The sequence below is a fragment of the Spirosoma oryzae genome (assembly GCF_003002825.1).
In the GTDB taxonomy this organism is placed as follows: Bacteria; Bacteroidota; Bacteroidia; order Cytophagales; family Spirosomataceae; genus Spirosoma; species Spirosoma oryzae.
This window is the reverse complement of sequence record NZ_PVTE01000004.1, coordinates 194,271-212,938: the sequence shown is the minus strand read 5'-3', so window position 1 is coordinate 212,938 and position 18,668 is coordinate 194,271. Positions and strand designations below refer to the sequence as shown.

The 18,668-nt window shown below is 54.2% G+C and carries 12 protein-coding genes; 1 reads left to right on the top strand and 11 read right to left on the bottom strand.

The window, feature by feature from the left end:
- Nucleotides 1–172: 172 nt before the first annotated feature.
- From CLV58_RS06150 to CLV58_RS06130, 5 genes are all read right to left on the bottom strand, one after another.
- Nucleotides 173–2,215, bottom strand: a complete 2,043-nt coding sequence (locus tag CLV58_RS06150) for a plastocyanin/azurin family copper-binding protein (protein WP_106136906.1) — start codon at nt 2,213–2,215, stop codon at nt 173–175.
- A gap of 108 nt (nt 2,216–2,323) precedes the next feature.
- Nucleotides 2,324–4,078 (bottom strand): 3-keto-alpha-glucoside-1,2-lyase-like domain-containing protein, encoded by a 1,755-nt coding sequence (locus tag CLV58_RS06145; RefSeq protein ID WP_106136905.1) that lies wholly within the window; start codon nt 4,076–4,078, stop codon nt 2,324–2,326.
- 508 nt (nt 4,079–4,586) lie between these two features.
- On the bottom strand, nt 4,587–6,818 hold the full coding sequence (locus CLV58_RS06140; RefSeq protein ID WP_106136904.1) for a xanthine dehydrogenase family protein molybdopterin-binding subunit: 2,232 nt from the start codon (nt 6,816–6,818) through the stop codon (nt 4,587–4,589).
- Between the two features lie 8 nt (nt 6,819–6,826).
- Nucleotides 6,827–7,822 (bottom strand): FAD binding domain-containing protein, encoded by a 996-nt coding sequence (locus CLV58_RS06135; protein ID WP_106136903.1) that lies wholly within the window; start codon nt 7,820–7,822, stop codon nt 6,827–6,829.
- Between the two features lie 3 nt (nt 7,823–7,825).
- Nucleotides 7,826–8,350 (bottom strand): (2Fe-2S)-binding protein, encoded by a 525-nt coding sequence (locus tag CLV58_RS06130; RefSeq protein ID WP_106136902.1) that lies wholly within the window; start codon nt 8,348–8,350, stop codon nt 7,826–7,828.
- A gap of 266 nt (nt 8,351–8,616) precedes the next feature.
- Between CLV58_RS06130 and CLV58_RS06125 the strand changes: the two genes are divergently transcribed.
- Complete coding sequence (locus CLV58_RS06125) at nt 8,617–9,504, top strand: TIM barrel protein (protein WP_106136901.1); 888 nt, start codon at nt 8,617–8,619, stop codon at nt 9,502–9,504.
- Between the two features lie 96 nt (nt 9,505–9,600).
- Here the strand turns inward: CLV58_RS06125 and CLV58_RS06120 are convergent, their stop codons facing one another.
- The 6 genes from CLV58_RS06120 to CLV58_RS06095 form a co-directional block, all read right to left on the bottom strand.
- The gene (locus CLV58_RS06120; RefSeq protein ID WP_106136900.1) at nt 9,601–10,782 is read right to left on the bottom strand and encodes an ATP-binding protein; all 1,182 of its coding nucleotides are present in this window, start codon (nt 10,780–10,782) and stop codon (nt 9,601–9,603) included.
- A gap of 163 nt (nt 10,783–10,945) precedes the next feature.
- Nucleotides 10,946–12,208, bottom strand: a complete 1,263-nt coding sequence (locus CLV58_RS06115) for a glycosyltransferase family 4 protein (RefSeq protein WP_106137006.1) — start codon at nt 12,206–12,208, stop codon at nt 10,946–10,948.
- Between the two features lie 105 nt (nt 12,209–12,313).
- On the bottom strand, nt 12,314–13,678 hold the full coding sequence (locus tag CLV58_RS06110; RefSeq protein WP_106136899.1) for a nucleotide sugar dehydrogenase: 1,365 nt from the start codon (nt 13,676–13,678) through the stop codon (nt 12,314–12,316).
- Between the two features lie 48 nt (nt 13,679–13,726).
- The gene (locus tag CLV58_RS06105) at nt 13,727–15,760 is read right to left on the bottom strand and encodes an alginate lyase family protein (protein ID WP_106136898.1); all 2,034 of its coding nucleotides are present in this window, start codon (nt 15,758–15,760) and stop codon (nt 13,727–13,729) included.
- A gap of 410 nt (nt 15,761–16,170) precedes the next feature.
- Nucleotides 16,171–17,100, bottom strand: a complete 930-nt coding sequence (locus tag CLV58_RS06100) for a polysaccharide lyase family 20 protein (RefSeq protein ID WP_106136897.1) — start codon at nt 17,098–17,100, stop codon at nt 16,171–16,173.
- A gap of 390 nt (nt 17,101–17,490) precedes the next feature.
- Entirely contained in the window at nt 17,491–18,627 is a 1,137-nt protein-coding gene (locus CLV58_RS06095; protein ID WP_106136896.1) for a glycosyltransferase family 4 protein, read from the bottom strand.
- Nucleotides 18,628–18,668 lie beyond the last annotated feature (41 nt).

The following is an 18,668-nucleotide window of genomic DNA, read 5'->3' as shown; positions in this document are numbered from 1 at the left end:
CGAGGAAATGAAAACGTCCGGCACTATGCTATACATACTGCCGGACGTACTAAAAAATTGTGTTGGCTGTAGCCCAGACCTCCAGGTCTGGGCTACAGCCAGGCTAACATTTGTAGGCGGCAGCTATTTTGGTTGCTTCGCACCCACCAGACGTGGACGTCTGGGCTACCCCTTACTTCACGACTTTGATCGTACCGCGCATGAGCGAGGCATGGCCGGGGAAACTACAGATGTACTGATAGTCACCGGGTTCCGATGGGGCGGTGAAATAAATGGCCTCCGTCGACTCGGGTTGCAGGATGTTGGTATGGTATAACACGTTGCCCGTGATCGGGACGTAGTTGAGCTTAGGCCCGTTTAGGTTTAGCTTCAGCGCGGCATCGCCAACGGCATCGGCCAGGCCGGGCTTCGTGATGACGCAATTGTGCAGCATGTCGTCGTTGTTGTTGAATACCCACTTCACGCGGCTACCGGCTTTCACCTCCACACTCTCGATGTCGAATTTCAGGCCGGGCTTTGTCCCGATCGTGATCGTCTGATCGGGGCCGTTGGTCCAGTCGGCAGGCTGTTCGGTGATGCGCTTGGCGCTGGCAGCAGCACGGGCCGTTTTGCTGGAAATAATGCCTTTCCCGCCTGACCCTGCTTTGCCGGTTGCTGGCCCCGCCTTTGTCGACGCCATCGCGCTCATGTCATGCTGGTGTTTGGCTGGCGCGGCAATCGTCAGTTTTTCACCGGTAGCAATGTTGTTCAGCGTGTAATAACCAACGGTATGCAGCAGTGGCAGTCCCGCTGCGGATTTGACACCTTCCGCTTTCAGTTCGTGGATGTAACCCAGCCGCAGGGTCGTGTCGGCCACAATGCGGGCTTTCAGCCCATCGTCCGATACGACGATACCCCGGATGGGGACGGGTTTGGCATCTTCGATGGGGCTACCGTAAGCCTGATGATACTGGTACGTGAAGCTGTTCATGGCGTACGATGCCGGATTGGTCGCCGTTGCCTTGTCGACAGGCATGGTAAACTCGACTTCGAACCCGTCGGGCATCGAGCGGATGGCTTTCATCTCGAACGGCGTCTTACCCGTCCAGACCAGGCGCTGCACACCGTAGGGCGATTTCCCCGTTGCCGACCAGCCCCGGCTCGTCATACCGACGAACATCGATCCGTCGACGCCCCATGCCATGCGTAGAATACCCGACTGAAACCCTTCGCGGAACGGAAAACAGACACCCTGTAACTGGCCACCGACTGTTTCGGTAAACACGCGCATTACCTTGCTGTGTCCCTGATCGCCCACAAACAACTGACCGGCGAAGGGACCAAAGCGGTTGGCGGTCGTATCTTCAACGATGTCGGCCGTCGAAATGCCCATAATCGTATGCGGGAACCAGACGACCGGGTTTTTCAGCGCGGGAATCGTTTTGGCGACTTCATACAGCGGCTTGTCGGTGCTGGGCACGTCTTCCGGCTTGAGCGTGAGGGGCGAACCCGGTAAGCTCGTCCATTTCAGGCCGGCGGGGTTTCCGGCAAATGTTCCTTTGTCAAGTTGCGTAATCCGGCCCGAGCCCACCCAGTCGCCCTGGTTTTCGGAGTACAGAATCGCACCGTTGCGAAGCTGCGTAAAGCCCGACGGCGATCGTAGTCCAGTTGCCCAGGGTGTCAGCTCGCCTTTGTCGTTGAGTTTCAGCATCCAGCCGCGCCACTTCGACAAGCTGGCACCGTAGCCAATCCAGCCGAGGTTCAGCGTAACGAGCATGTCGCCGTCGGGTAGGGGAACGGGGCCGTAGCTGTATTCGTGGTAGTTACCCGCCAGCGGCCACTTCACCAGCGACTGGTAATCGTCGGCCACGCCATCGCCGTCGGTGTCGATCAGCTTGGTGACTTCACCGCGTTGCGTCGCCAGAATTTCACCCCGGCGGTAGGCCAGTCCCAGCGGTTCGTGCAAACCGGTCGCATACCGCTTGAACTGCGGCTGACGCGAGCCCTGCATGTATGGGTTGCTGATCATCCAGACATCGCCCCGGCGGGTCGATACCCCCAGGCGTCCGTCGGGCAACACGGCCATACCGCCCACTTCCAGCAGTACGCCTTCGGGGATGGGTAGGGTGACCATGTGGTAATAATCGTCTTCGGTCATAGGCCGGCCGCCTTTAGGCTGGGCCAGCAGGCTGGTGCCGCCAAGCAGCAACAAACCAAGTAAGCTAAGTCGGGACATATTTTGAAAGGGTTTACAGTTTTCGGTATACGGTTTACGGAAGGCTCGTGTCAGAATAGAGACGCTGCATTGTGAACCGTGAACTGAAAACCGTGTACCGAAAACTGATTACCAGATTAGTGCGTAATTGATTGTTTGAGCGCCTTTCAGGGGCATAACCAGTTCCTGCTTGCCGTTGACGGTGCGGACCGATACTTTCTGTTTCGGATCGAGCCGGACGTAATAGCTGTGGTCGTCGATGGCGTACAGTCCTTTACCAACTTCATCGATGGCCTTGCCTGATGCCAACCGGCAATAAAGCGGCTCGTTACCAGCGTTGTTGACGGTTACGGTCCGGTTCAGAGACTTGCCGTCAGCGTTGGGTATCAGCGCGTCGGTGATGGCTGTTCCCCGGTAGGTGTAGCGCATCGTGGGGTTGCCCTGCTGATCGAGTTTGTAGCCGCCGTAGCGCAGATCAGTGTCCGACAGGCTGTCGGGCCAGGCTTGCTGCGCGTTGCTTAACTGCGCCACCAGTGGTTGCGGAGCGGTACGGATCGGCGCACCCAGCGGTTCGAGCAACTGGGGCTCACCCCGTTCGTACCACATCTGCGTTGCATCGGCGAAGGCACCTTTCCACACCTGTACCAGCGCATTCTGATTCAGGTCGACTGTGTAGTTCAGCCCTGACGGCGTGCCGACTGACAGGCAGTGCGTGCGTTTACGGTTCTCGTCGGGCAACTGAATAAACGACCGAATCAGGACCGGTTCGTTCTGCACCGCTACGTTGATCGCGCCCACCGGATCGGGTTCGGGTAGCGATGAAGCTGTATGCAGGGCCTGCGGCTTGGTATCGGGCGCGGCAATGAATAGCCCAAAGCCGGGTCGGGGCCATGAACGACCAAAAAACAGCGTAAACGGATGCGCTCCCGCTGTCAGGTTGAGCCGCGTACTTTTGAGTTCACCCAGGTCCATGCGGCTGTTGGCGAGTACGGGTTTCTGGTCGATTTCGAGCGAGCCGAAACCACCGTGTTGCAGGGTAAGTGTGTACGTGCCGGTTTTATCGACGATCAGGTTGCCGGTGTACAGGATGGCGTGCCAACGGGGTTGGCCGTAGGCGATCTCGTATGTCAGCGCATTTAGCGTGTCTTCTTTGAACAGCTTCAGGTTTTTGATCGCAGCAGGCTCGGTCGTTTCGGTTTTGGCTTCATAGAACTGATAGCGTAGATTCGATAGCCGCGCTACCTGCCGTTCGGAAATAAGCTGGTAGCCGATGTTGCGTACCGCTACCGTTCCGGCTTTGACGTCCAGCATCACCGAACCGGCTGCTGACGCGGGCAGTCCCGGCAATACCACGTTCTCCTGCACGAGTACGCCGTTGATTTTCAGCTGCGCCAGTACCGCCGGGTTTTTACCGGCTTCCAGTGACAGGTCGATGCGTTGCCATAGTCCCGGTGCTTTACCGACGCTACGACTGGGCAACTCGGCGCGGGGCGTCAGGACGGCACCCGTCGTCTGGCTGTTGATTGTTGATTGTCCCCAGTTATCGGCGAGCCGGATCGTAGCACCACTAACGGTCAGATTCGCGTCGGCACCGGGCGACAGCATGACGTCCATCAGCAGGTGAACGTCTTTGCTGCCCGTGAGTAAGGTGATGGGTTGTCCGGGTGTGCCAACCAGTACGGTATTGCCTGATTCGCTTTTACTGCCCGATTCCAGCCCGATGCGGACGTTGCCCGCCGTTTTCCAGTTAGCAGGCTTACCGCTGACCTGATCGGGCATGACGCGGGTGAGTGATTCATCGGTCGACTGGCTGCGGGCCAGCGTTCCGGTAACGATCAGCCCGGCGAGTAGTAGCCGACTGATCAGATTCGATGGTATGTGCATTGACGGTTTGGAATTTATGACTGACCCCACGGCTGTAGTCTCAGGATATACTCACCAGTATAAAACCCAAATCTACCGATTATTTACCGCTTCCTGTGTCGGAATTTAGTGACTTTCTCATCATCAGAACTGGCCGACCAACCCGTTGGCTGACCAGGCAGGCCCTTTATTCGGAGTATATGAAAACGCCGGGTTTGAACCCGGCGCAACAGATAATCGACTTCCTTAAGAGGTTGTTTGGGGAAGGCGTCAACCATGTAAAATAGCCTTTTTTGTCATCCCGAGCCTGCGAGGGATCTTCGGAAAATAGCAAAGAAAACCGCCTTTTAGTGAAGATCCCTCGCAGGCTCGGGATGACAAAACCATTCCCCAAACAACCTCTAATGAATCCGAGTCAAACTCGCTATTCGTCGGTAAAGAAAAAGCCCCGGCTACTCCTATTTGAGTAACCGGGGCAGTACCGTGTCACAGCCACCGAAAACAGTAAACTGAGAACCGAAAACGGTTCTTACAACAGTTTGTCCAGTGTAATTGGCAGATCACGGACGCGTTTGCCGGTCGCGTGGAAAATAGCGTTGGCAATAGCCGCCGGTACACCGACGATACCGATTTCACCAAGCCCTTTCGCACCCAGCGGGTTGACGATATGATCGACTTCATCCACGAAGATAACGTCGAAGTCGTGAATGTCGGCGTTGACGGCAACGTGGTACTCAGCCAGGCTGTGGTTCATAAACCGGCCATACACATTGTCCATCGCGGTTTCCTCTTCCAGCGCTTTGCTGAGTCCCCAGACCATACCCCCCAGTATCTGGTTGCGGGCCGTTTTGGGGTTCAACACCCGTCCGCCAGCGATGGCCGACACCATGCGCGTTACCTTGACGCTGCCCAGATCTTCGTCGACCATGACCTCGACGAAAACAGCCGAGTGCGTGTTGCGAGCATACTTGCGTTGTTCGAGCAGGTCGGGCAGCGACGTTGAACTTTCGGTGACGGCCCTGCCCCCGTTGGCGGCTACAATGTCGACGTACCGAACGCCGGCCCCCGGATTGCTTTTCAGACGAATGCGTGAATCAGCAAACTCGATGTCCTCCAGCTTCGCTTTCTTCAGCGGGGAATCGGGCATCTGCTGCGCTAGTTTGAACAGCTTTTTACCCAGATCCTGACACACCAGCTTCACGGCCGAACCTACCGACGCGGCTGTCCACGATCCGCCGGAAATCAGTGAGAACGGCATCTCGGTATCGCCCAGTTTGAAGATGACGTCGTCAACCGGCATGCCCAGCGTTTCGGCCGCGATCTGGGTCATGATCGTATACGTACCGGTGCCAATGTCGGCGGTAGCACTGCTGACGCGCAGTTTCCCGTTGACGGTCAGTACGGCTTCGGCCGACGCAAACATTTGATTCGCGTCCCACATACCCGTGGCAACGCCCCAGCCGATCAGGTTATGCTCTTTCTTCATCGAACGGGGCTCAAGCGGCCGATTCGACCAGCCAAACCGTTCGGCTCCTTGTTCGAAGCAGGCTTTCAACTCCTTACTCGAATAGGGTAGATCGTCGGCGGTGTTTCGGTCCGAGTAATTCTTCAGCCGGAAGTCGAGCGGGTCGATCTTCATGTTGTAGGCCAGTTCATCGATGGCGATTTCCAGCGCGGAGAAGCCGGTGACGCCACCCGGTGCCCGCATGTCGAGCGGGGTGTACGTGTCGAGGTCGACCAGTTTGTAATCGTACTTCGTGTTGGTGACCGGGTACAGCATCGCCCCCCAGTTCACGACCACTTCGGTGTAATCCTCAAAACGTGATGTCTCGGCGTGGGCGTCGTGATACAGTGCGTTCAGCGTGCCGTCTGTTGTGCCGCTCAGTGCAATATGCTGAATGGTAGCGGGCCGGTGGCCGAACGAAAACATCTGCTGCCGGGTCAATACCACCCGCACCGACCGTTTCAGTTCGCGGGCGGCCATCACGGCCAGAAACAACTGGTACTGCGGCCTCAGCCCTGATCCGAAACCGCCACCCATGTACGGGGCAATAACCCGAACGTCGTCGTTCGACATGCCAAACACCTGCGTGACGTACATTTTGCTGTTTGTCACCCCCTGCGTTTTGTCGTAGATCGTCAGCTTGCCGTTTTTCTCGTACACCACCGTCGAGGCAAACATCTCCATTGGGTTATGGTGCTCCACGGCGTGAACATACGTACCGCGCATCTTCACCGGCGACTCGTGGTACACCTTGTCGAAATCGCCCTGCGGTTTCGGCGGTGGTGGCTTCAGCAGCGACGCGATACCACTCGATGGCTTGTGTCCCCGATCGACGTGTTTGTCCAGACCAGTCTCGTGCGGTTCAACGTCGTAGGTTACTTCTACCAGCGATGCCGCATAGCGGGCCAGCTCGAAGGTGTCGGCCACGACCAGCGCGATAGGCTGACCGCTGTATTTGATCTTGTTATCGTACAGGGGGCGAAAGGGCGAGCCCGGTGGTGCATCCTGATCATTGTACGACAGGTCGAACCAGGCCACTTTGGGCCGGTTTTCGTAGGTGAATATTTCCAATACACCCGGCAGACTCTTGGCCGCGCGGGTGTCGATGTGGTTGATTTTTCCCTTGGCTATAGTTCCTGACACGACATAGCCGTATGCCAGGTCAGGAGCGTTGAATTCGGCGGCATATTTAGCCTCGCCTGTTACTTTGGCCCGGCCATCGACGCGGCTCAGGGGTTTTCCGATTGCGTTGCTCATGGGTCAGGTTATTCGGTTGGTTCCTGTTTGGCGGCTATACCCAGCGCACGGACAATAGCACGGTGGACCAGCTTAATTTTGAAACTATTGTGTTCGAAACCGCGTGCACCCTCAATCAGCGCATCGGCCAGTTTAGCGTAGTTCTCCTTTGTGGCTTTCTGTCCAATCAGCAGCGCTTCGGCTTCGGGTTTGCGCCAGGGTTTGTGCGCTACCCCGCCCAGCGCCACGCGGACGTCTGTAACGGTATCGCCGTCGAGTTCGAGAGCCGCAGCCACCGACACCAGCGCAAAGGCATAGGAGGCCCGATCGCGCAGTTTGAGGTAGGTGTGGTACTCGGAAAAACCTTTAGCCGGCAGATCGATGGCCGTAACCAGTTCGTCGGGCCCCAGTGTGTTGTCGTACTGTGGGTCTTCACCGGGTAGCCGATGGAAATCAGCCATCGGTATGGTACGTTCACCGTTGGGGCCTTTTACCCGAATGGTCGCGTCGAGAGCCGTCAGGGCCACGCACATGTCCGACGGGTTGGTAGCAATGCAGGAATGGCTAGTACCCAAAATTGCGTGGATACGGTTGTAGCCGTTGAGCGCACCGCATCCCGAACCCGGCTCTCGCTTGTTGCAGGCCGTTGCCAGGTCATAGAAATAATAACAGCGGGTCCGTTGAAACAGGTTGCCGCCGTTGGTTGCCATATTCCGCAGCTGGGGCGATGCACCCGCCAAAATGGTTTGCGACAGCAGTGGGTAACGCGCAATGACCCGTTCGTCGTAGGCGGTGTTGGCGTTCGTGACGAGCGCCCCCAGTCGTAAGCCGCCGTCTTCGGTCTCCGTGATTTCCGCCAGCGGCAGGTGATTGATGTCGATGAGCCGTTCGGGCCGCTCGATGTTCTCCTTCATCAGGTCGAGAAGGTTTGTGCCACCCGCGATGAATTTGGCCGCCGTAGCCTGTTGCTGGTCGTTGATGGCCTCGGCAACATCAGTGGGCCGGGCGTAAGTGAAGCTGTTCATGGGTTAGGGTTTTTCGGTCACGTGCATAACTTCCTGAATGGCATCCACAATGTTGGTGTACGCACCACAACGGCAAATGTTGCCGCTCATCAGTTCACGGATGTCGGCCGTTGTCCGGACGTGGCCTTCGTTGATCATGCCTACTGCCGAACAGATCTGGCCGGGGGTGCAGTAACCGCACTGATACGCATCGTGATCGATGAACGACTGCTGAACAGGGTGCAGCTCACCGGTCGATTCGGCCAGTCCTTCGATGGTTGTGATCGACGTACCTTCTTTCATGACGGCCAGCGTCAGACACGAGTTGATCCGAACGCCGTCGACCAGCACGGTACAGGCACCGCATTGGCCATGATCGCACCCTTTCTTTGTACCGGTCAGGTGCAGGTGTTCACGCAGCGCGTCGAGCAGGCTGGTCCAGGGAGCCAGCATCAGCGAATGGTCTACGCCGTTGATTGTCAGGCGAACCGGCTGGAGCGTTGGCACCGACGGGGCACGGTCGATGCTGATAGGGGCCAGAGTTTCCATAGAGCAGAGGTGGTTTTAACGGTATACTCTAGTAAACTGCTGGAACTCTACTTTGTCAGGGGATACGGCTATACCGCTAGTAAATGGCTGGGTTAACTCGTGTATATAGCTGACTGTCAGCGTATATTGGATTTAATACAGAATGAATTTAAATAAGACTTTAAACTATTATCAGCGTAAGTGACCTAATTTACGGGCCGAAATGCGCAGGACGCGCTAACGACCGCCTGACTAGCGCATTCACTTAAATCAATCGACCAAACGCTATGACCCTGATTAACAAGAATTCTCGTCGCGACTTTCTAAAAGTCGGTGCGCTGGCTACCGCAGCAACCTTACTGCCCCGGCTGGATTTGCTCGCGGCTCCGGCTACCCAGCACGCTGGTCTGCAACTGTACACGCTGCGAAACGAACTAGCCAAAGACGTCGACGGAACGCTACGGCAGGTGGCTAAAATTGGCTACAAAGAGGTCGAACTGTTTGGCTACAACGGTACGTACTTCGGCAAGTCGGCTACCGAAATGAAGGCGCTGCTCAAAGACCTGGGCCTGGCCGTACCAAGTGGGCACTACACAACGGGTAAGGTTCAGAAAGGAAAAGGAACGCTGCTGGACGGTTGGAAGCAGGCCGTTGACGATGCGGCTACACTCGGTCAGAAGTACATGGTCTGCGCTTACCTGTTTCCACAGGAACGAACCAAGCTGGACGATTACAAAGAATTTGCCGACCTGTTCAACAAATCGGCGGAGGTATGTAAGGCGGCCGGTATTCAGTTTTGCTACCACAACCACGACTTTGAATTCAAAGCCATGGACGGGCAAATTCCATACGACATTCTGCTGAAAAACACCGATTCCAAGCTGGTCAAGCTGGAGCTGGATCTGTACTGGGCTACCTTCGCCGGACAGGACCCCGTCGCGTTGTTCAAGAAGAGTCCCGGCCGGTATCCGCTCTGGCACGTGAAAGACATGGAGAAAGACGGCGACCATACGTTTGCCCCCGTCGGGACGGGATCGATCAATTTTCAGCGCATCTTCGACGCGAAGAAAACGGCGGGTATGACCCACTACTTCGTCGAACAGGATCAGACCAAAGGTCCCGCTCTGGAAGCCATCGCGACGAGCTACAAAAACCTCGGCAAGATCAACGTGTAAGGGTTTATAGACAGGATTGCAGGATTGACAGGATTCAAAATACCTAATCCTGTCAATCCTGCAATCCTATCTACAAGGAATCCTGTCTGTCTATGATTATCGAATAGAGCCTCCCCAAATGTATCCGTCGAAAACGCGGAGTGGATGTCTGCCTACTACATACTGATGGGTTAAGTCCAGATTTTTGCCTAAGGTCTGTAGCTGTTTCAAATCGCCTTCAGCGGCTGTTTCCTTAACTTCAAAGCCAAGCGTTTGATCAAGTACAAAATCGATTTCTCGTCCGCTTTTGAGTTGATAGTATGCTACGGCTCCCCTGTGTAGCAGTTGATTAAAAACAGCATTTTCAAATCGGGCTCCGCTGCCCGGATCTGCCGCTATTGATGCAATGCCATTATCCAGAAAGTAGAGCTTACGTGCTTTGACAATCTCCCGGTCCGGGCTTTTGGCGAGTACAGGAATCGTCCGAATTAGATAGCTTTGCTCCAGTAAGTCTAGGTAGTTTTCAACGGTCGGTCTCGACATGCTTGTCAAGCTTGTGAGCTTTGACACATCGAGTTTAGTCCCGATTCGCACGGCCAGCAATCGAATCAATTTATACAGATCGATTGGATTACGAATGTCGGCCAGTGTCACGATGTCGAAATTGACGTATGAACTGAGAATGTCGTTCAACAAGTCCAGTTTGTCAGCTATCGATTCTGTTAATACGACTTCGGGGAAACCACCGTACAAAACGTATTCTTCGTAATAGCCTTTGAGTCGTTCATACTCTGCTCGAATAAATTGTGATGCTGTGGACCAGTCAAGTGCGGTGGCCTCAACGCCCCTGAACGTGAGTAATTCGCCAAAGGTAAGCGGATAGATGTCGAACAACTTCTTTCGGCCTGCCAGCGATTCAGTAAATTGATTTTTGAGGTAGTAAGCGCTAGAGCCAGTTACGATAAACTTGATCGAATACGTGTCATATAAATACTTGAGAACGCTGGGCAGATTAGGGACTAATTGAATTTCGTCGAGCGCGATCAGTACGGGTTCGTCAAAGCGGAGTCCACGCTGCGTCAGGGCCAGAACAATTGTCTCGTAATTAGTTTCGGACCAAAGCGCGCGATTGTCAATTCGCTCCAGATCAATATACAGCTTTTGGCGAATTGTCGACTCCGTCATCAATTGTTTTACCAGCGTAGTCTTGCCCGTTCGGCGCATACCCGTCAGCACCGTAATCTGTTTCCGATCCAGGTGCTGTCGCAAGAGTGGTAGAATATGGCGCTCAAAAGTCATTTTAGTAGTACTATTTTTAAGGTAAAGATTAAAAATAGTAAAAACTTTTATTCAAGACTGGTCGACTTTTCTATAGCAAAAGGAGTATAGACGGGATTACGGGATTGATAGGACTAGTTATTTTAAATCCTGTCAATCCTGTAATCCTGTCTATAATAACCTGTTATCCGCGAGCGGGCTGTGTCGATAACACGGGTTGCGGGGCCGGTTGACGTTGCCGGAAGGTACTGAGCAGTTTGTCGTATACGCCTAACAACTTACCCCGCTCGTGCGACCACGACAACTCGTTCAGGACGCGGTTGTAACCAAACTCGCCCATCTGCTGCCGCACCGCTTCGTTGTCGAGCAGGTATGTGATCTTATCGGCGAAGTCGGTAATGTTGTGCGGTTCGGCGTAGAGCGAAGCCTGCTGCGCCGAGAAGCGTCCTTCTTTCAAATCGAACTGAACGACGGGCTTTTTCAGGGCCATGTACTCCATGATCTTGTTCATGGTCGAGAGGTTGTTCATCTCGGTGGGTCGATCGGGATTCACGCAGACGTCCGCTGTGTTAAGCACCTTAAGCAGCAATTCGTCGGGAACGCGGCCGTAGAAATCAACGTAGTCGGTCAACTGCATGTCGGCCGCCAGCTTCTTCATATCGTCCAGACTGGTACCACCACCGACAATGGCGAACTGAACGTCCTGCCGCTTGGCCACAATCTTCTGCACCGCTTCCAGCAGGAGATCGATTCCTTCGCTTTCACAGATAACCCCCAGGTAGCCTACCAGGTATCGACGACCTTTTTTACAGGCGTCGTCGCCCGGCATGATCCGCAGGCGGTCGAGTTTAGGGCCACTGCGCACAATCGTCACGTCGTCAGGGTTCATACCACCCCGTTGAATGGCGATTTGCCGGTACGACTCGTTGGTGGCAATGCTTACGTCGGCGACGCGGTAGGTGATCCGTTCGAACAGCAGCATGAGCCGGTAGAAAAAGTCCTTCCGCTCGAACTTGGCGATATAAAACTCCGGGTTGATGTCGTGGTGATCGAACAGGTATTTGACGCCCAGTAATTTGAACGGTAAGGCGACGGTAAAGATCAGGTCGGGCGGGTTACAACCGTGGATGACCTGAAACCGCTTTTTTGCGAAAATCCTGATGGCGTACCAGTACCACCAGAAAATCGACGTGCCGTATTCGATCAGGTAGCCCAGCGGTCCCGACGCTTCAACGGGGAGTGGATGGCGGTAAATGTCGATGCCGTCGAGCTGCTCGTAAGGCGTGGTAAAGCCTTTCATGCGCGGGCAGATGATGCTCACGTCGGCCCCGGCTTCACGCAGGGTCGTGGCTTCCTGCCACACCCGCCGGTCGAACGGTACCGGCAGATTTTCCACGATGATGAGCACGTGTTTTCCGGCAATATGAGAATAAGAGGGAGTATGCATAGGGAATGAAAAATTGGTAGTCGGGGTCAGGTGTACGGTGGGCCGATCGACAATCAACGCCACCGTACACACCACCGTAAACCGAATACCGTACACTGAAAACGTTTACCGAAATACGCCTGTCGTGGGGACATCGGCTGCTTCCTGCGACCAGTTGATGCCGATGTACTGATTGCTGGCGTCCATGTCGATGGGCAGTCGAACAAGGTCGAGAATGACCTTGCCGGTGGCTTCTTCAGCGAGGGCGATAAACTCGTTTTCTTTCGTGCAGATGACCAGCACGTCGGCCCAGTTTACGAGTTCGCGGGCATCCTGCACCAGCAGGCGCGACAGGTGCGGAATGTGCTGATCGATATACTCCTTGTTGGTACCCGTCAGTTTGGACGTGTGTACGTTACGGTCGTAGATTTTGAGCGCAAAGCCTTTTCCCAGCAGCGTTTCGGCCAGGTCGACGGCGGGGCTGTTCCGCAGGTCGTCGGTGCCCGCCTTGAAGCCGATGCCGAGGAAACCGATGTTGCGGTGGCTGTACCGCATCAGCAGCGCAATGGCCCGCTGCATCTGAATCTCGTTGGTCCGGTGGATGCTGCTGATAACCGGTACCTGCAAATACAGGTCGTGGGCCAGCGTCTGTAATCCTTTCAAGTCTTTCGGCAGACACGAGCCCCCGTAGGCAAAGCCCGGTTTGAAGTAATAGTTCGAGATATTGAGCTGTTTGTCCCGGCAGAAAATGTCCATAACCTCGTGCGAGTCGATACCCAGCGACGAGCAGATGTTCCCGACCTCGTTGGCAAACGAAATTTTCAGCGCGTGGTACGTATTGTTGACGTACTTCATGATCTCGGCCGTCTTGGTTTCCGCCACGATCACGTCGGCAGGCAGCTCATCGTATAGCTGACGAACCAATTGTGCCGCCCGTTCCGATTCCGTACCGATCAGGGTAAGCGGTGGGTGGTAATAATCGTGAACGGCAGTGCCTTCGCGCAGGAATTCGGGATTGCTTACCACCGCAAAATCGACGTCGCGCTGCAAACCCGATCGATCCTCGATCATAGCCGCAATTTTGGCGCAGGTGCCGGGCATAACCGTCGACCGTAGCGCCACGACGTGGAACGAGCCGGGTGCCCGTTCGACTTTCTCCCGCAGCACGTCGCCGAAATGGCTGGCGACGCCCATAATGTAACTGAGGTTCAGATGCCCCTGTGCCGTCGTTGGCGTTCCGACCGCGATGATCGACAGATCGGTGTTCAGGATGGCTTCCCGGAAATCGGTCGTCGCCCGGATGCGCCCCAGAAGGTGCTGTGTGGCGATAATGGCGTCGATATCTTTCTCGATAATCGTTGCCCGGCCCGTATTGATTTGGTTGACTTTTGTCTGGTTGACGTCGACGCCGACGACCTGATGGCCATTTTGCGCCAGGCAGCCGAGGCTAACGCAGCCTACATAGCCTAATCCGAAAATACTGATGTTCATAACCTGTTCGGTTGTATTGATTGATAGTTGACTAAAGCGATGGAAACGTCAGGCGTAGGCGTTGATGGTGTTGGTTTGCTGTACCGGCGGAGCCAGCGTAGGAGCGCCCACCACAAGCCGATGGCGCAGCGTAATAGACTGATTCGGTAATAATGTCAACCATGTCCGCAGCGTTGGGCTGGGTGCGCGGTGGTAGAAACCGTCGGAATACCAGCCTAGTGGTGCCGGCTCGGTTTGGCCGGTGATGCACTCGGTTTGCAAGGCTGCGTCGACAGCGATGGTTAACTGACGGGTCGTATCGGGATGGGACAGCACGAACGTTTGCCCGTTTTGCTGCACCTGAATCGCAGGGCCACCGTGAAACATGACCTCGACCTGCCGGGCCTGCTTTCCCAGATTCGACACATAGTCGATGATGTACAGTGTATCGGTATCTTTCTCGAAGCGCAGTGAGCGGGTGTGCTGGCAGCGGATCGAGCGGTAACCGTTGTGGGTAGCCGTCAGCTCGTCGACCTGCTCGTCGGACTGACTGTTGAGTACGAGTGGTTTGTACTGATCGAGCCACAGCATGGCCCCGGCCTGCCGCGCCTGATTCTGCCCGTCGATGCAGACCGTATTGTGCGCGCGGGTGCTGATGAAATAGTTGCGCCAGAGTGGGTCGGTCTGATAACTGTATGTACCCGGATCGGCCAGAAATACACAGCCGTCGATGTGCATCATGAACGACAGGGCATCGGCATGTCCGTGCGCTGCGATCGACAGATAACCCAGCGGAGCTGCATCGGCATGGATGTACGTTTCGGTGAGCTGTGTCTGGTGAGCGCTGCGGGTCTGCTTGCGGAAGATGAAATGTCCTTCGCGGGGATAAAGCTTGCTGCCCTGTAAGGTGTTGGAAGGAATGACGGCTTCGTAGGCGTCGCGCCCGGCCTGCCCGAACAGCACGTAATTCTTTAGATCGAATCCTAGCCGGTCGCTTTCTTCTGCCCGCTGTTTCATCAGCGGATCACCGAAGAGAATGGCCCCCGACGCCAGTAACGACCGGAAATTGTTGAAAGGCCGGTATTCTTCGAGCATCAGCACCCGACCGTCGTCTTCGTCGCCATAACGCGGGAACGTACCCCGAACGTCCAGGAACTGAGCGATGTAGGCAAGAACCTGTTGAAACGTGTTCCGGTACGTTGCCGACAGCGGTTTACCCGACCGGTCGGCGACGACCTGGGCCAGCAGGAAAAAATCAGTGATGAACTGAATGTATTCGGCCGCTTCTTCCCGGTTGATACCCTGGGCGCTGTGTTGCCGAACGATTTCTGTTTCGAGCCCTTTGCGGGCGTAGGCTTCCCAACCGGCCGATTCCGGAAATTGCCAGAACGAAGCGGCTACAAACAAACCCGCATATTCGGCAATCAGGTGATTATTGGCCGATGAGAAGTACGACGGATTCGATCGACTGTAGGTACAGTGCTGGTAAATAAGTGGAAGCCAGCAGGTGTCGACAAAATCGCGGAAGGCTGGATCGGCCGCTGCCAGGGCCGACGCGTCGAGAATGTTCCAACTGACAAACCAGTTTAGCAGCCGGATATTCACTTCAATGTTGCTATACCAGTTGAGTCCTGTCAGATACGGATTCTCGATTTGCCACGACAGGGTAGCGGCTACAAACTGGTCGAGGAAATACCGATCACCGGTCTGCCGATATTGCACGGCGAGCTGGGGCAAAAACAGCAGCCGGTTGATTTCCCAGGCATATTTTGCACTGCCGCTTCGGCCGGTCCGTACGTCGACATCATGCGCGTAGCTGAGCGGAAAACGTTGCCCGGTACTGACGTCGAGATGCCAGTCGACCGGCTTGGTAATGTCGATGGTATGCCGGAAGACAGGCTGCTCAGGCAGGAACGGCACCGGGGGCAGCTGCGCGGGGTCGAACGGCAGGATTGGCTGGGGCAGTTTATCGAGCTGGACTGCTGGTAGCCAGCCCATCCGGGCTCTGTCACGCCGTTTCTGTACAGACTGCTGGGTCCGAAAAAGAACCTCGGCGGGCGACATCGAGCGTAATCGGTTGTAAAACCAGCGGAAAGTCGTCATATCAGCTTTATAGGGGGAGATGTCAGGTTACGGTGAGTTGTCGGTTGCTAAAGTGGAGAATCAGATCAAGGCCCTGTTATGCCCACTGTTGCAGGATATGTGTGCTAATCAATGAGGTTATTTCGTGAGATGCATTGTGTATAAAGTACGCATTAATCAGACTTTCTGTTAGTCGTAAGTTTATAAAAAATAAATTTAGTAAATTAAAATGGAGTATTAGTTAGCTTTATTGGTAATAGTAAAAATTGTGCCAGTTCGCATAAAGTGGCTGCATTTCGTGTAGACGTAGCGGGTAATGAGTGGTACGGATAGCTGGTGCATACAAAAAATGGGGCTGCGGCTAACTCCCGATCAGAAGTTAACCACAGCCCCGATGTAGTACGGTGGGGGGTAATTTTTATGAGGTTGGCTTAGTTGGCCTGAATGCGGGCCGAGTTGTTGCCGCGACCCGGCTTGACCGAGTCATAGTTGGCCGTGGCCCCACCGATCCGAACTTCGTCGCAGAAGGCCACCCGCTCGCTGTGGGTCGACTTGCCCGTCCAGGCATACAGGCCCACTTTCCAGTAAGGCTGCTGTAATTCAGGGTAGCCTATCGAGATATTCTGCTCGTTGACTTTTAGTACGCCGTCCTGCCAAACCTGTAGCACACCCGTTTTGCCCGTTGCGTCCCACTTGACGTGTACCACGTAGTCGACCCACTTGTCGTAGCTGGCTGTGCCCAGGTCAATGATTTTCTGGCTGGTAGGGTGTTGCATTACTTTAACGATAGGATTGCTTGAGGCCCGGTAGACTAGCGTCAGTTTGTTTGCTGCTTCCAGGGTAATGGCCATTGGGGGTACGGTGTGGCTCACGCCGTCATTGGGCACCCCATGCCACTGGCTGATGATAACCGGCTCGGTGTCATTGGCCATCGATGCTGAGGGCAGGTAGGTGCTGTAGCCATACCAGCGTTCGGTTTCGCCGTTGATCAGTGACTGAGAGGCAAGTTCGGAGTGCAGAGTGGTGTTGGTGCCATCGTACTGAGCGGGCTTCCAGGAGAAACGCATCGACTTGCTGCCTACGCGCTGCTGTTCCGTCGACAGTACGCCGGCCGTTGGGGTCCAGAGTTCTTTGTGCCAGAAGTTAGCCAGCTTGGTGTTGTCGAAGCTGTCGCTGTTGAGCAGGCTGGCGTCTTCGCGGGCCGAGGAATGTTCTTCGGTGGTAGTTGCTGCGGGGGCGATAGTGTCGACTTTGGCGCAGCTGGCAAGCATCAGACTAGCGAAGAGAGCAATCATACCGGTCTTTAAAAAGGTGCTGGTAGCGGAGATAAAGGTAACAGCGGAGCGGTTGTTGCGTTGCATTTCTTTGGTCGTTTTTGCGTTTGCTTGACCAAAGTTGGCTTCTGGAGGAGGGGTGGTGGGGGCTAATTCGATGGATGACGGTTAGCGTCGGGTTTTCGGTAGGAATTAGCAGATTTTTGAAAATCGGCAAACTCGTTATTTTCGGTAAATGTTCAGTGGTAACTTACTTGCCAATTCTGTAAATCTGTCGGTAAGCCAATTGGTTTACAGCGTCGTAAGCCCTCGTTATGTTGAGCACTTTAAACCAGCAAGCGGTGCCAGTCTTCACTGACACCGCTTGCTGGTTTGACTCTACGAAGGGAATGGCCCAACTGATTCAGATACAGTTCAGCTAGTTCTTGTACCGTTTTTACTACGAGTGGGCGGGGTAGAAGTTACCAATTCGCTTCATTATAGCTCACTCAGTAGTTTTGTTAGTTTCTTTCCTGTAACAGCCCAGTTCAAGCGGCTTCCATATTCATTGAAGGAGGAAAGGGCTAATTGATTATAAGCCACAGTATCGCTGAAGGTGCGGTGTATATAGTCGGCGTATTCCGTTTCGCTACTGGCCAATGAAAAGGTTTTTCCGTTGATATTGTCGCTGATTGTTGTGTTAATACCGCCAACGTCTGTTGTAATACAAGGTAAGCCGAAGGAGTTGGCTTCTGAAAAAACGACAGGTGTGCAATCAGCTTTTGTTGGCAGTATCAGAAAATGACTCTGCGTAAAAAGTTGGTCAAGTTTAGTTCGACCCTCAGCGGTAGCCTTACTGATGAAGCCATGGTCTACAACGAAATCCGGCATGGAACTGCCGGGGAGATTTTTTACCCCGGCTACATGCAGTGTGGTTTTCAATCCAGCTTCATTTAATAGTCTGGTTACGACGATGGCAACATCACCCCCTTTTCTTTCCCAGTCGACTCCTAAAAACAGCAAATGACATTCTTTCGTAGATCGGGCGCGTACGATGGATTTTATCGTTTGTAAATTTCTGCTCGTCTGTATGTTAGCCCCAAATGGAACGACTTTTATTTTAGATGGATCTGCGTTGTAATGATCAATCGCTGTCTGCGCTGCCCAGTCAGAGGAATATATAGCAAGGCTTGACGAATCCAGTGCTAACTGCTCTATGTAGTTTCCATTGTCGATGGCCTGTTGAGACAGCTGTTGAAATTTATCGTAGAAATTAAGGATACCGGCAAACGTTGCGTCTGTGTAGAAAACCTTTGGCGACTTCGTTTTCAGCAGAGCGATGGGAACAGTTCCCGGTGAGAAAACTATATCGTTTCTACTGGTAAGAAGTGACGTTATTTGATCCGAGTATCCCTTAACTACCTGAGGATGCCTGTCAATGTCAAGCGATTTGCCCGTGACCTTTTTGTACAGCTTTGATTTCGCTAGAAGAATCGGACTGGCTTTCTTCTTGAGATTGCCGATGTAATCAATTGAGTTTCCCTGCTCTTCTAACGCCTTGGCAATTGTATAGCCTAGACCCGACCAGTTGTGGATGTCCAGCGCATTATAAGTCGTTACATATGCAATATTCATAGTATATGTTTCCAAAGAGAAAAGAGTATGTCAATAGGTAT

Excerpts from the sequence above, each read along its gene's own strand:
- CLV58_RS06150 (WP_106136906.1), bottom strand. The coding sequence starts at position 2,215 with ATGTCCCGACTTAGCTTACTTGGTTTGTTGCTGCTTGGCGGCACCAGC.
- CLV58_RS06145 (WP_106136905.1), bottom strand. The coding sequence starts at position 4,078 with ATGCACATACCATCGAATCTGATCAGTCGGCTACTACTCGCCGGGCTG.
- CLV58_RS06140 (WP_106136904.1), bottom strand. The coding sequence starts at position 6,818 with ATGAGCAACGCAATCGGAAAACCCCTGAGCCGCGTCGATGGCCGGGCC.
- CLV58_RS06135 (WP_106136903.1), bottom strand. The coding sequence starts at position 7,822 with ATGAACAGCTTCACTTACGCCCGGCCCACTGATGTTGCCGAGGCCATC.
- CLV58_RS06130 (WP_106136902.1), bottom strand. The coding sequence starts at position 8,350 with ATGGAAACTCTGGCCCCTATCAGCATCGACCGTGCCCCGTCGGTGCCA.
- CLV58_RS06125 (WP_106136901.1), top strand. The coding sequence starts at position 8,617 with ATGACCCTGATTAACAAGAATTCTCGTCGCGACTTTCTAAAAGTCGGT.
- CLV58_RS06120 (WP_106136900.1), bottom strand. The coding sequence starts at position 10,782 with ATGACTTTTGAGCGCCATATTCTACCACTCTTGCGACAGCACCTGGAT.
- CLV58_RS06115 (WP_106137006.1), bottom strand. The coding sequence starts at position 12,208 with ATGCATACTCCCTCTTATTCTCATATTGCCGGAAAACACGTGCTCATC.
- CLV58_RS06110 (WP_106136899.1), bottom strand. The coding sequence starts at position 13,678 with ATGAACATCAGTATTTTCGGATTAGGCTATGTAGGCTGCGTTAGCCTC.
- CLV58_RS06105 (WP_106136898.1), bottom strand. The coding sequence starts at position 15,760 with ATGACGACTTTCCGCTGGTTTTACAACCGATTACGCTCGATGTCGCCC.
- CLV58_RS06100 (WP_106136897.1), bottom strand. The coding sequence starts at position 17,100 with ATGCAACGCAACAACCGCTCCGCTGTTACCTTTATCTCCGCTACCAGC.
- CLV58_RS06095 (WP_106136896.1), bottom strand. The coding sequence starts at position 18,627 with ATGAATATTGCATATGTAACGACTTATAATGCGCTGGACATCCACAAC.